The organism is Halothiobacillus diazotrophicus (assembly GCF_001663815.1).
Classification (GTDB): Bacteria; Pseudomonadota; Gammaproteobacteria; order Halothiobacillales; family Halothiobacillaceae; genus Halothiobacillus; species Halothiobacillus diazotrophicus.
Map to the genome: position 1 here is coordinate 1,534,272 of NZ_CP016027.1, position 13,769 is coordinate 1,548,040.

Annotated in this window: 11 protein-coding genes and 1 tRNA gene; 5 read left to right on the forward strand and 7 right to left on the reverse strand. The window is 60.4% G+C overall.

The genetic code is table 11. The features are described 5' to 3' along the window. The first annotated feature begins 22 nt into the window (after positions 1 to 22). Positions 23 to 2,665: a motility associated factor glycosyltransferase family protein gene (locus A9404_RS06840; RefSeq protein ID WP_066099510.1), complete on the forward strand. Its 2,643-nt coding sequence runs from the start codon at positions 23 to 25 to the stop codon at positions 2,663 to 2,665. Between the two features lie 138 nt (positions 2,666 to 2,803). Here A9404_RS06840 and A9404_RS06845 read toward each other — a convergent pair whose 3' ends face one another. From A9404_RS06845 to A9404_RS06865, 5 genes are all read right to left on the reverse strand, one after another. After that, entirely contained in the window at positions 2,804 to 3,178 is a 375-nt protein-coding gene (locus tag A9404_RS06845; protein WP_066099512.1) for a hypothetical protein, read from the reverse strand. A 7-nt stretch (positions 3,179 to 3,185) separates the two neighbouring features. Then, the gene (gene fliS, locus A9404_RS06850; protein ID WP_066099513.1) at positions 3,186 to 3,602 is read right to left on the reverse strand and encodes a flagellar export chaperone FliS; all 417 of its coding nucleotides are present in this window, start codon (positions 3,600 to 3,602) and stop codon (positions 3,186 to 3,188) included. Between the two features lie 125 nt (positions 3,603 to 3,727). Then, positions 3,728 to 5,134, reverse strand: a complete 1,407-nt coding sequence (fliD, locus tag A9404_RS06855; RefSeq protein WP_066102950.1) for a flagellar filament capping protein FliD — start codon at positions 5,132 to 5,134, stop codon at positions 3,728 to 3,730. A 50-nt stretch (positions 5,135 to 5,184) separates the two neighbouring features. Next, complete coding sequence (locus tag A9404_RS06860) at positions 5,185 to 5,616, reverse strand: flagellar protein FlaG (protein WP_066099516.1); 432 nt, start codon at positions 5,614 to 5,616, stop codon at positions 5,185 to 5,187. Between the two features lie 102 nt (positions 5,617 to 5,718). Beyond that, positions 5,719 to 6,585, reverse strand: a complete 867-nt coding sequence (locus A9404_RS06865) for a flagellin N-terminal helical domain-containing protein (protein ID WP_066099518.1) — start codon at positions 6,583 to 6,585, stop codon at positions 5,719 to 5,721. Between the two features lie 329 nt (positions 6,586 to 6,914). Between A9404_RS06865 and glgP the strand changes: the two genes are divergently transcribed. Next, positions 6,915 to 9,497 carry an alpha-glucan family phosphorylase gene (gene glgP / locus A9404_RS06870; RefSeq protein WP_066099520.1) on the forward strand — a complete coding sequence of 861 codons (2,583 nt, stop codon included), beginning with the start codon at positions 6,915 to 6,917 and terminating at the stop codon, positions 9,495 to 9,497. A gap of 153 nt (positions 9,498 to 9,650) precedes the next feature. Here the strand turns inward: glgP and groL are convergent, their stop codons facing one another. Further along, on the reverse strand, positions 9,651 to 11,285 hold the full coding sequence (groL, locus tag A9404_RS06875) for a chaperonin GroEL (RefSeq protein ID WP_066099522.1): 1,635 nt from the start codon (positions 11,283 to 11,285) through the stop codon (positions 9,651 to 9,653). A 45-nt stretch (positions 11,286 to 11,330) separates the two neighbouring features. After that, positions 11,331 to 11,621: a co-chaperone GroES gene (locus A9404_RS06880; RefSeq protein WP_066099524.1), complete on the reverse strand. Its 291-nt coding sequence runs from the start codon at positions 11,619 to 11,621 to the stop codon at positions 11,331 to 11,333. Positions 11,622 to 11,836: 215 nt separating this feature from the next. On the opposite strand from A9404_RS06880, the gene icd reads away from it, so the two are divergent. The 3 genes from icd (at position 11,837) to A9404_RS06895 (ending at position 13,589) form a co-directional block, all read left to right on the forward strand. Next, entirely contained in the window at positions 11,837 to 13,102 is a 1,266-nt protein-coding gene (gene icd, locus A9404_RS06885; protein WP_066102953.1) for an NADP-dependent isocitrate dehydrogenase, read from the forward strand. 126 nt (positions 13,103 to 13,228) lie between these two features. Then, positions 13,229 to 13,417, forward strand: a complete 189-nt coding sequence (locus tag A9404_RS06890; RefSeq protein ID WP_066099526.1) for a CPXCG motif-containing cysteine-rich protein — start codon at positions 13,229 to 13,231, stop codon at positions 13,415 to 13,417. A gap of 95 nt (positions 13,418 to 13,512) precedes the next feature. After that, a tRNA-Arg gene (locus A9404_RS06895) sits at positions 13,513 to 13,589 on the forward strand. Positions 13,590 to 13,769 lie beyond the last annotated feature (180 nt).

The window sequence follows — 13,769 nt, forward strand, 5'->3', positions numbered from 1 at the left end:
CCCGACCCAGAAAGCGTGCCCTATGACCGACACAGCCAATGCGCCCGCGCCGTATCCCGATTCACTCTCACCGGGAGACGGCCCGCTGGAACTCGTACAGACCCAGGCCGGAGACTGGATTTTCCCGGCACTGAACGGCCTGCATTTCAGCCCGCAGGACGGGCAGAGCCTCGATGCCGGAACAAGCCCCGCCCAAGAGGCACTGAAGGCGCACTTCCGGGATCGCCTGCACCAGCAGGACCGCCTGTACATCATCATCGGCAGCGACTCCGGACAATTGATCCGATTCATCCAGGGGAAGCAGCCGCTCCCACGCGGCACGCGCTGGCTGTTCATCGAACCGGAGCCTTTGGCGGCCATTCTGAAACAGACACCAGGAATCACCGCCCTGCTGGACGACTATGTCCACCTCATCACGCCCGACGCGTGGGAGGAAGCGACCGAGCTACTCCTGCTGAACGACTATTTTCGCATCGGCGGGGTTGTTTTCGAACGCTCCCTGGCCGCGCTGGATCACCCCACGGCAGACTATCTGCAACTCGTCGATCAGTTCGACGCGGAGCTGACGCGCCGTCGCTATGTCACCACGGCCAATCTCGGCACGGCGCCCTTCCTGAGTGCTCAACTGGCGAATACACCCAGCTTCTTTGCCAACCTCGTCCCGCTCAAGGGCATTTTCAAGGGAAAGAAAGCGCTGATCCTGGCCGGCGGCCCTTCCCTGGACACCCAGATCGACTGGATCAAGACCAACCGCCACCGGCTGTTCCTGATCGCCGTTTCGCGCATCAGCGCCCGGCTGCTCTCCGCCGGCATCCATCCGGACCTGATCGCCACGGTCGACCCCTACCCCGTGAGCCTGACCGTCAGTCGCCACATGTTCGACTTCGGCCCGCAAACCATCCTGGTGGCCGGCAACCATGCCTACCCCGGCATCGTGAACCGATGGCCGCATCGGAAGGTGCACACCGACCTCATCCTCCCATGGGACGAAGCCGAATCGTCGAGCGAGACGGACGAACCCCGTCAGAAGATCAACCCGGTCGGCAACCTCGTGTCCGTCGGTCCGACCGTTACCCATACCTGCGTCATGCTGGCCACCTATCTCGGATTCACCGAAATCGCTTTCGCCGGCCTGGACCTGTGTCACGCACCGGATGGGCAAACCCATGCGCAAGGCAGCAGCGAAGCGGCGGCCGGCCCCCTGCTGGACTATACCGCCGTCAAGGTTACGACCAACCTGGGGCAGACCGCCTGGACGACACCGGATTATTTCGCCGGCATCGAAACGCTTCAGGACATGGCCGAGCATCTCGGGCCACAGGGCATTTCCCTGATCAATCCCTCACCGAATGCCGCCGCCATCAAGGGCGTACGATTCCAGCCCCTCGAGAAAATCGACTGGCCGGACGAACCCTTCGATCGTCGTCCAATGGACGAGGCCCTGACCGAATCGCCCGAGGCGGTCATCGACCACCTCAATCGCGTACGCGCCGCCCTAACCACGATGGCGGAAGATGTGCAGAAAATCGAACGGCTCGCCCAACTGGCCCTGGAGTCGAATCGCGCGTTCTTCAACACCATCAATGCGGAACGGCAACCACTCCACCAACGACGCATGCGTGCGATCGACCGCCTGATGCGTACGCGCCTCCCCGAAGCCGAACACCTCGTCAAAACCATGGCCCACCGGGAACTGGTCGCCACCGATCTGCCCCATGACTTCTTCGCGCTGGACGCCAAGCAGGCCGAAGCACTGGCCAACCGCTTTTATGCGACGATTCAGCAGGCTGCCAAAAACCTGCACCCCGTGCTTCTGGATCTGGACTACCGGCTGGAAACCCGTCTCATGGAACAGGATCGACAGCAGGACCCGTCCGCGATCCTGACACGGTACGAGGAAGGCAAGGAGCCCGAGCGTGTGCTCTGGCTGGCGACCAACTGGCGATTGGCGCCCGAGATCACCGCCAGGACGGCTGCGGCCTTCGATGCGCAAATAGCCAAGCTGCTGGCAGATGACCGGAAACGCAACGAGGAGCGCCGTGCACCCAAGGCCAGCCTGCGGCTGGCGGAGATGCACTTCTCGCAACACAACAAGGTCGCATTGGCCGCACTGGCCCGCGCCCTGTCCCGCCACCCCGATTCCGAACAGGCCAAACCCTATGCCGCCTACCTGAACGGGCTACTGGCCGAACTGGATCAGAACCCGCTTGAGGCCATGCCTGCCTACGAGACGGTACTGAATCACGCCGATGCCAGCCGGGATCAGCTGCTGCTGGACCACTGCCTGATTCGCATCTCTGCCGTCAGCCTGTCGTTGGACGACCCCTTACAAGCCAACCAGGCACTGGACACGGCAGCGCTCTTCAACCCCAGCCATTGGGCGTTGAGCGGCCAACTGGCCACCCTGCGTGGCGATCTAGCCCATGCGATCGAAGCGTATTCCCACTATCTGGCCCGGTTCCCCGGGGATCCAGTCCGGATCCGCCGGATCGCGGCGCTCTTTAACGAACTGGGTATCACGGAAGGGCTGGATCAATGTCTCGCCCTCGTTGCCTTCTGTAACCCAGCCGATCAGCCGGCACTCCGTCAGGATCTGAATGCGATGCGCCACGCCCGTACGAAGGCTGATGGCGATTCAGGAAGCTCAAACGCCAGGCTATCGTAAGCTCCTGGCCCGCCCCCGGCACAAGGACACCAGAGCGGAACAGATAGAAATGACAAAGGCGCTCCGGACTGATCCTGAGCGCCTTTGTCGGTTGTGCCTCTCTCGTTCAATTCCCGGTTGAATCCACGAGACCGAACGCTATAGACCCAACCCTTCGGTATCGATATAGGCCCGCGCCGCACGGTTTTGCTGTAAGTGGTGTCGCAACGAATCTGTCAGCAGTCGTTGCTTGTTTTCCATGGCCTTGCGGGTCCGCGCGAAACGCTGCTCCCATTCCGCACGCATGGCCAGCAGATCGGGATGTTCGGCACAACCGTGCGCCACCGCCATATCCACGGTCAGCTCGATCATACGGCGCGCTTCAGTGATTGCATTGATGGCGGCAACGTCATGCACCCCGGTTTGATCGGCGAGCCACCGATCGGTCTGCGCGTCGACCTCGATCCCCAGACGACGCAGCACGTCGAGCCGATCAGCCAGAACCTCGGGCAACGGTGCAGAAACCCGACCCATCCGAAAATCAGCCAGCCAGTGCCGTCGCCTGCTTGGCCGCGACCTGGGGCTCGATCGCATCCCAGGCTTCCTTGATCTGGCGAATCAAGCCATCCACCTCGTCGAACCCGGCCAGATCCCGACGAGCGCTGGCATCGAGCAGGCGTCGCTCGCAGTAGTCGTACAATTCGTAGAGGCGCTCGCCCAATTCCGGACTCGCCTCCTTGTTCAGGCCGCCCTTCAGCCCAACCAGGATATTCATGGCGAAATCCACATTGCGCGCCTTGAGTTCATACTGGCCCGCCTCGGTGGCATACTTGGCCTTGGCAACATGTGCGAGAAAGCCTTCGAACAGCATGGCAACCAGACGATGGGGGGTAGCCTGTTCCACCTCGGCAGCCAGATCAATCTGGCGATAATTTTGCGCATAGGCGTTTGCGTACATAACGAGATACTCTCCAGAATTTGTGAACCCGATACCTGATAACCGGAGATCCGACCAGCGCCGCATCCTGGTGTTGTTATCGACGCGGTACGGAAAAACTTGAGCCCGATGAACCGATTCGGTCGTTAGTTCAGTTTCGCCAGGAAGCTCAGGGATGAGTTCATTTGCGCCACGTAGGAATCCATGGCGGTGAATTGGGACATCAACGACTTCTGGTACTGGTCAAGACGCGCTTGCAGATCGGTCTGCTGTTGCGTGATCGACTGCAACTGGTTATTGATGCTCTGCGTCCGGCTATCAAAAATACCGTTGTACTGAAGGTAGGGATTCAGCAAGTTGTCGACTTTGGCGCTCACGCCGTTGTTCGCGTCCGTGAGCAGTGTCTTGACCGCATTCGGATCGGCGGCCAGGGCCTGATTGAGCTTGGACGTATCCAGGGACATCACGCCGTTCTTATCCACCTGAATGCCGATATCGGCAAGGTTCTGAACCGTCGTACTCCCCGTGTTGTAGTTTTGCCCCATCAAGGCGCGCAACGCATTATTGACGCCGTTTGCCGTCGCGTCACCGAGGAGTGCGCCTGCCTGATTGGATGATTGATCGTAGGAAGTCAGACTCGAATAGGTGGACTGATACTGGTTGTAGTTGGTCACCAATGTCTGCAATGCGGTCGTGATCGGACCGTTGTCGACGCCCACTGTTACGGCCACCTTGGTGCCCACCTGGGCCTTTACCAGGTTCAGTGTCAGACCGGTGACCGCCGAACTGATGCTATTGCTTGCACTGGTCACCTGATTGCCGTCGATCTGAATGATGGCATCCTGAGCGGCACTGACCTGGGTCAGATTGTTCGAGGCCAACTGGGAAAGACCGCTGGTGTCGGTGTTGTTGCCATCCGAATCCGCGGCCGTCACGGTGATCGCATTGCTCGAACCCGTGTTCAACGCGGTGAATACCAGCTTGGAAACCGTGCCCCCACTCCCGTTGTCGACATTGATGATCGAGGCCTGGACCCCCGTATTGCCGGACGCGGCATTGATGTTGTCCCGAATGGTGGTCAGGGTATCCGTGGCGCCCACATTGACCGAGAAGCTGTTTCCGCCCTGCGTGAAGGTCAGGGTTCCCGAACCGACGGTACTCGTGGCCGAGGCAAAGCCCGCAGATGTCAGTTTCTGCGCGGAGGCCAATTGATCGACCTCGACCTGATAGGTACCCAGCGCCGTGCCCGGAATGGCCGTGGCATTCAGGATGCTGGTATCGGAGACCGTGCTGGTGCGCGTCCGGAAGGTGTCCAGGTTCTTGAGCGCGTCGACGGCAGTTTGCACACTGGACAAACCGCTTTTCAACTGCCCGAGCGCAGACAGCGTGGCATTGAACGAGTTCTGGCGACTGGTGAGCAACTGCTGTTGCGGGGCACCCTCGGCGTTCACCAGCTGGTTTACGATACCCTGGATGTCCAGCCCCGACCCGAGGCCAGAGAAGGAAATGCCACTCGGTGAAGTCGAGCTTGAAGTAGAAACGGTCGTTGACATCGCAACCTCCTCCATACCGCGTCATGGGGCAGCATGGACAATCATGTTCGTCAGGTTTTCTCGGACAATAACAAACCCGTCGGCGACTTGGAATCGAAGTTCAGCAGATCTTCCCGCATCCTCAGAATCGCCTCGGCGGGAATCTGCTTGATGACCTTCTGCGTGGCGGGGTCAACCACCTTGATCACCACCTGATTCAGTTTTTCGTCCACGGAAAACTGCACCGACGTCGGCTTGCCCGCCTGCTGCTTGATCAAGCCTTCGAGCACCTGATCGACCTGATCCTTCGTCGGCTTGGTGCCGGGCGTGGCGGGCTGCCCATTCGATCCGTGCCCTGGCACTGCCGCGGGCGCCGACACGGGGGCAGGCGGAACGCTGCCCGTCGTCGGTGCACTTGATGTGCCCTGCGAAGAAGACAAAACATCCCGACCTTGCAGCGAAGGCGGGATGCCGGAATTCGATATTGAGTTGATGCTACTCATTTTAGCGTCCTCATTACAACAGGCGACTCATCCGTCGATCAGCCGCCTGCATCCAACTCATGCTTTTGTCGCACCGTCCTTGGCGCCTACAGGCTCCTGCTATTAACGAAGCAGAGACAGCACAGCCTGCGGAGCCTGGTTGGCCTGGGTCAGCATCGCGTTGCCGGCCTGCTGGAGAATCTGCGACTTGGACAGCGCAGAGGTTTCCGCAGCGAAATTGGTATCCAGAATCCGCGAACGGGCCTGAGACTGGTTGACCACGAAGGTGTTCAGGTTGTCGATGGTGATCTGGAAGCGGTTCTGTACGGCACCCAGCTTGGCGCGGGTGGTGTCGATGGAGTTGATCGCCTTGTCGATCAGGCTGATGCCGCTCATGATCTTGGTGAAGGTCGCCTTACTACCGATGGAAACAGTCGTGGCCAGTACAGACTTGATCCCGCCGCTCGCAGTACCACGGGTGGACTGGTTGCCGATGGAGAACGCGATCTGGTTGGTCGCGCCGGTATTCGCACCGACCTGGAACTTGGCGTTTGCCGAACCGCTCAGGCTACCCTGCAACACGTTCTTACCGTTGAACTGGGTGTTACCGATGATACGGCCCAATTCGCTCTGCAGCTGCTTGAATTCGGTCTGCAGGTTCTGGCGGTCGGAGGTGCTGTTGGTCGCGTTGGCAGACTGAACCGCCAGGTCACGCATCCGCTGCAGGGTGCTGGTGAGCGCGCCCATTGCGCCTTCAGCCGTCTGGGCCAGGGAAATACCATCGTTGGCATTACGGGCAGCGACGTTGGAGCCGTTGATCTGGGTGGTCATACGGTCCGTAATGGCCAGACCAGCTGCATCGTCCTTGGCGCTGTTGATGCGCAAACCGGTAGACAAGCGCAGCATGGCAGTCTGCATACTGTTGCTGTTCATCCGCAATGCGTTCTGGGATTGCAGGGAAAGAATGTTGGTGTTGATTACGCTTGACATGATCTCGATCCTCGTTGAAGCAGTTTATTGGCACAATGCCATCGAGCTTGTTCTGTACTCGGGTTATCGGCGCAGGTTCGGAAAACTTTAGGGCTGATTTGAATATTTTTTCGATCCGTCGTTTCCGCCGGTTTTCACGTGTGCTCTTGCCCGACAGTCCCTGTATCGACCCCTTCGAAAAAAACTTGAACATTCCGAGCAAAGATCGGTTCACTTTCATGGTTTTGTCATGACAGCAACCGGGTAAGAAGGTATAAGCTGAATGCGTTCCAAGCCAAGGGATATGCCAACGGGGCAACCGCCGCCTGCTCGCCAAGGAATCACGAAAGATGAACGCATCGATCTATACGCTGGAAATCACGCCGCGCCTCCCCGCACGCATTGCGCGTCTCGACGACCTCGCCAACAACCTGTATTACAGCTGGACCCGGTCGGTCCGCCATCTGTTCAGCCGAATCGACCCGCTCTGCTGGCGAGATACGGAAGACAACCCCCGTCTGTTTCTGCTGCGCGTAGCCCAGGAAAAGCTGGACGAGGCTGCCGAAAACCCGGTGTATCTGGCCGACTACGACGATGCCTGCCGTCATTTCGACGAGTATCTCGCCCGCCCCTTGCCAACCGATCTCGCGGAACGGCTCGCACCGAACGATCTCGTCGCCTATTTCTGCGCCGAGTACGGTTTCCATGAGTCGCTCCCGATCTATTCCGGTGGCCTGGGCATCCTCGCCGGAGACCACTGCAAGGCCGTCTCCGATCTGGGTCTGCCCTTCGTCGGCGTGGGTCTGATGTATCGACAGGGCTATTTCAAGCAGGAGATCGATGCCCAGGGCAACCAGATCGCGACATATCAGGACATCGACTTCGACACGTTACCCATCACGAAAGCCGTGGACGCGCGGGGCGGCCACGTCTCCGTCGCGCTGAACTTCCCCGGCCGCATCGTGCAGGCTCAAGTCTGGCAGGCCCAGATCGGGCGCGCCCGGCTACTGCTACTGGATACCGACATCGAAGAAAACCGCGACGAAGACCGGCAGATCACCTACCGACTCTATGGTGGCGATCGGCGCACGCGAATCGAACAGGAAATCGTCCTGGGCATCGGTGGGGTTCGGGCGTTGCGGGCGCTGGGCCTCAGCCCCACCGCGTGGCACATCAACGAAGGCCATGCGGCCTTTCAGGTCATCGAGCGCCTGCGCGAACTCGTCCGGCAAGATTACCCCCCGTCCGTAGCCCTCGAAATGGTGGCTGCCGCCACGGTATTCACGACGCACACACCCGTTCCGGCCGGCCACGACGTCTTCGCGGAAGCATTGATTCACGAGTATTTCGAGGCACTGCTGCCCGAACTGAATCTGACTGAAGAAACCTTCCTCGCCCTGGGTCGCCAGCCCCATCAGGCCGGATTCAACATGACGGCACTCGCGCTGCACGGTTCCCGCCAGCATAACGGCGTCTCGGCGATCCATGGGCGGGTGGCGGCGGAAATGGTCAGCGCGTTCTGGCCGGAAGTTCCCGCGGAAGAGAATCCGATGACGCACGTCACCAACGGTGTCCACGTCGACACCTTTCTCGCCCGGGAATTCTCCCAGCTCTTCGACAGCCTGCGCCGGGACTGGCGACTGCATCTGCGCGATCAGTCGTTCTGGTCGTTCGTCGACACGATTCCCGATGAACGGTTCTGGTCCGTCCGCTGCGCACTCAAGGTCGACCTGATCCGTGACGTCTGCCAGCGTCTCACCCGCCAACTGGAAAGCGACGGCCTGAGCGATATCCGGATCGACCGTACCCTGCGCTACCTCAAGCGGCGGGAATCGGAGGTGCTGATCGTCGGGTTCGCCCGGCGCTTTGCCACCTACAAGCGCGCCAACCTGCTGTTCCGGGACCGGGAGCGCCTGGCTCGCCTCCTGGCCGACGAGCAACGACCGATCGTGTTCCTCTTTGCCGGCAAGGCACACCCCGCCGACGAACCGGGCAAGGCGCTGATCCGCGAAATCTGGCAGATCGCCAATGAGCCGGCCTTTCACGGCCGGATTCTGCTGCTCGAAGGCTACGACATGGCCCTGGCCCGCAAGCTGGTTGCTGGCTGCGACGTGTGGCTGAACATCCCCGAATATCCGCTGGAGGCTTCCGGCACCTCCGGTCAGAAAGCCAGCATGAACGGCGCACTCAACCTTTCCGTGGCCGACGGCTGGTGGGGCGAGGGTTATCAGGAACAGGGCGAAGTTGCCAACGGCTGGTCGATCAAACCCTACAACCGCAGCTTCAACCACGAATACTGCGACAACGAGGAAGCCAGCGACCTGCTGACCCTGCTCGAGGGCGAGGTCAAGCCGATGTTCTTCAAGCGCAACGAAAACGGCGTGCCCGTCGACTGGGTGAAGCATGCCAAGGTGGCGATCCATACCGTGCTGCCCCAATTCAACGCCACACGCATGGTCTGCGACTACATCACGCGACATTATCTGGTCGCGGCACGCCATGGCGACAAGCTGACGGCCAACGGGGGCGCCATGGCCAAGGATCTCGACACCTTCAAGCGCAAGGTTCGGGAACTCTGGCCCGGCGTTTCCGGCCGACTGATCAACGAACTGCCCCACCGCATCCACAGCCACGAGGAGATCCACCTGGAAGTCGAGGTCAACCTCAACGGCCTGCGCCCCGAGGAAGTGGCGGTCGAATGCCTGTTCGGCCACGATCACACCCAGGACAACTGGCTGACCCAGCAACGATTTTCGACCGATTCGGCCACTTCAGCCCCCCCGACGGATGCCGCGGCCCCGCCACGGACACAGATTTATCGACTGGCAATCCGGATCAATCTCTCCGGTCTGCAGAACTTCCGCCTGCGCGTGGTGCCCAGTCATCCGGCACAACTGCACCCCTATGAGCTCGGGCTGATGAAATGGCTGTGAATTGAAGTGCGCCGGACCTGTCACCTCAGATCGATGTCACTGACATAAAAAAACGCCCCGATTAACGGGGCGTTTTCTCGTTTGGATCGGCACGACGCCGATTCGGGGGTGGGCGTCCGGACGACATCGCGCCCGAACTCCCGGGGGCACGAATTACATCATGCCGCCCATGCCGCCCATGTCACCGCCGGCCGGGGCCGGGGCGTCGTCCTTCGGCAGCTCGGCGATCATGCACTCGGTGGTGATCATCAGGCCGGCAACGGACGCGGCGTTCTGCAGCGCGGAACGGGTCACCTTGGTCGGATCCAGGATACCCATTTCGATCATGTCGCCGAAGGTGCCGGTAGAGGCGTCGTAACCGAAGTTACCGGTGCCCTCACGAACCTTGTTGACGATCACGGAGGCTTCTTCGCCGCAGTTGTTGACGATCTGACGCAGCGGATCTTCCATCGCGCGCAGGGCGATGGTGATACCGGTGGTCTGATCGGTGTTCGCGCCGGTCAGGCCACGAATCGCTTCCAGAGCGCGGATCAGCGCTACGCCACCGCCCGGAACCACGCCTTCTTCAACGGCGGCACGGGTCGCGTGCAGCGCATCGTCAACGCGGTCCTTTTTCTCTTTCATCTCGACTTCGGTCGCAGCGCCGACCTTGATCACGGCAACACCGCCCGCCAGCTTGGCGATACGCTCCTGCAGCTTCTCCTTGTCGTAGTCGGAGGTCGTGGTTTCCATCTGGGCACGGATCTGGGCAACGCGGCCTTCGATGTCGGCCTTGGCACCGGCGCCGCCGATGATGGTGGTGTTTTCCTTGGTGACGACGATCCGCTTGGCGGTACCGAGGTCGTCCAGGGTCACTTTTTCCAGGCTCATGCCGACTTCTTCGGAAATCACCTGGCCGCCGGTCAGGATCGCCAGATCCTGCAGCATGGCCTTGCGACGGTCACCGAAGCCCGGTGCCTTGACGGCGGCAACCTTGACGATGCCGCGCATCACGTTGATGACCAGAGTCGCCAGCGCTTCGCCTTCGATGTCTTCGGCGATGATCAGCAGCGGCTTGCCTGCCTTCGCGGCGCCTTCCAGGGCCGGCAGCAGTTCGCGGATGTTGCTGATCTTCTTGTCGTGCAGCAGAACGAACGGATCTTCCAGTTCGACGGACATCGCCTTCTGGTTGTTCACGAAGTACGGAGACAGGTAGCCGCGGTCGAACTGCATGCCTTCGACGACGTCGAGTTCGTTCTCGAAACCGGAACCTTCTTCAACGGTGATCACGCCGTCCTTGCCCACTTTTTCCATCGCATCGGAAATGATCTTGCCGATGGACTCATCGGAGTTGGCGGAGATGGTGGCAACCTGGGCAATGGCCTTGCTGTCGGCGCAGGGCTTGGAGATGCTCTTCAGTTCTTCGACGGCGGCGAGTACGGCCTTGTCGATACCGCGCTTCAGGTCCATCGGGTTCATGCCCGCGGCAACGGCCTTCAGGCCTTCGCGAACGATGGCCGCGGCCAGAACGGTTGCGGTGGTGGTGCCGTCACCGGCGATGTCGGCAGTCTGGGAAGTCACTTCCTTCACCATCTGCGCGCCCATGTTCTCGAACTTGTCTTCCAGTTCGATCTCGCGAGCAACGGTCACGCCGTCCTTGGTGACGTGCGGGGCGCCGAAGCTCTTCTCGATGACCACGTTACGGCCTTTCGGGCCCAGGGTGACCTTGACGGCATCGGCCAGAACATTCACACCACGCAGCATGCGATCGCGCGCGGAACTGGAAAAACGGACTTCTTTAGCAGCCATGTAAGACGCTCCTTAAAATTTGATTGGGTTGTAAGTGGTGAAAAATTATTCTTCGATCACGGCCAGAAGATCGTCTTCGCCCATCATCAGCAACTCGTCGTCGCCCACTTTGACCTTGTTGCCAGCGTACTGGTTGAACAGAACCTGATCGCCGGGCTTGACGCTCATCGGACGGATCTCACCCTTTTCATTGCTCTTGCCCGGACCGGCGGCAACGACTTCGCCGCGGTTGGGTTTTTCAGCAGCCGAATCAGGCAGCACGATGCCGAACGCGGTTTTGCGCTCTTCTTCAACGCGCTTGATCAAGACGCGGTCATGCAAGGGACGAATTTTCATTGTGATCACTCCGTATCAACTTCAAGAAGGAAAGAATTGCGCGCCAGCCGCATTCCGGTCAGGCGCACGCCAGTAACGATTGCCCAACATGGGGGTGGTCAAACGGATTTCAAGGGCCTTTGAACGAAAGCTGCACGATTTTTGCAAATCGCCTCATCAAAACTTCGCGATATACTGAATCCGAACCCGGAATTTTCATCATCGAGGAAGCGCACATGGCACAGACCACACCCTTCGAACACATCCAAATTCCCGCCGGCGAACGCATCCGCGTGGGCGACGACGGCGCGCTGATCGTACCCGATCAGCCCATCATTCCGTTCATCGAAGGGGACGGCATCGGCGTGGACATCACGCCGGTCATGAAGAAGGTGATCGATGCGGCCGTCACCAAAGCCTATGGCAGCCAGCGCAAGATCGCCTGGATGGAAATCTACGCGGGCGAGAAATCCGCCACGGTCTACCCCGAGAAGAGCGGCCTGCCCGCCGAAACCATGACCGCCGTGCGCGACTTCGTGGTCTCCATCAAGGGCCCGCTGACCACACCCGTGGGCGGCGGCATCCGTTCGCTCAACGTGGCTCTGCGCCAGCAGCTGGATCTCTACGTGTGCCTGCGCCCGGTGCGCTACTTCACCGGCACCCCCAGCCCCCTCAAGCATCCGGAAAAAACCGAGATGGTCATCTTCCGCGAGAACAGCGAAGACATCTACGCCGGCATCGAATGGGCGGCCGGTACGCCGGAAGTCAAGAAAGTCATCGACTTCCTGCAGAACGAGATGGGCGTCACCAAGATCCGCTTCCCGGAAAGCTCGGGTATCGGCATCAAGCCCGTTTCCCGCGAAGGCACCGAGCGGCTCGTGCGCAAGGCGATGGAGTACGTGATCGACAACGACCGCAGCTCCCTGACCCTGGTGCACAAGGGCAACATCATGAAGTTCACCGAAGGTGGCTTCAAGAACTGGGGCTACGACCTCGTGAAGAAGGAATTCGGTGCCGTCGAAATCGGTGGCGGCTGGTGCAAGTGCACCAACCCGAAAACCGGACGGGAAATCATCATCAAGGACGGCATCGCCGACGCCTTCCTGCAGCAGATTCTGCTCAAGCCGGAAGACTATGACGTCATCGCCACCCTCAACCTGAACGGCGACTACATCTCCGACGCGCTCGCGGCCCAGGTCGGCGGCATCGGCATCGCGCCGGGCGCCAACCTCTCCGACACCGTCGCCATGTTCGAGGCCACCCACGGCACCGCACCGGACATCGCCGGGAAGAATCTCGCCAACCCCGCCTCGCTCATCCTGTCCGCGGAAATGATGCTGCGCCACATGGGCTGGATCGAAGCGGCCGACCTCGTCATCAAGGGCGTCGAAGGCGCCATCGCCAGCAAGCGCGTCACCGGCGACTTCGCCCGCCTGATGGACGACGCCACCCAGATCGGCAGCGACACCTTCGGCGACGAAATGATCAAGCAGATGGGCTAACCCCTCCGCCTGGATGAACTATCGTGCTGTCGGTGCAATGCCGACAGCACGGAGGCAGACGGTGTTCTAAACTGGCCTCATACGGCCCCAAAGCGGGCCAGATTGCCGCCACCGCAGGAACACGTCATGGATCTTCAACCCGAAATCCACGTTCAATGCCCCTATTGCTGGGAAACGATCCCCCTGTACCTCGACGCCAGCGCCGGCACCCAGGAGTACACGGAGGATTGCTCCGTCTGCTGTCGGCCGATCATCGTGCACGTCTCCTTTCTCTTCGACGAACCGGCGGTCTGGGTCGAACCGGAAATGGACTGAATGCATGCGTGGATGAATCACCACCCTTCCCCCGCACTGCCCGAAACCGGGGTTTAACCCCGCATGCCGGCCTGTGGTAGCATTCGCCCGCAATTGTCTACGTAGCTCAGTTGGATAGAGCGGCCCCCTCCTAAGGGGCAGGTCACAGGTTCGACTCCTGTCGTGGACACCATCTCCCCTCCGTTCATCTTTCCTCGGCCACGTGGGCGCTCCGAATTTTGGCGTCGACGCTGTACGCCTGGTCGGGCCCATTCTCCGCGCTTCCTTCTGCGGTTTGATCAACCACCACGTTTATCACTCCCCATAAAACCCTCGCCAATCCATTGGGACGAAAGCGATCTATACCGTTGCA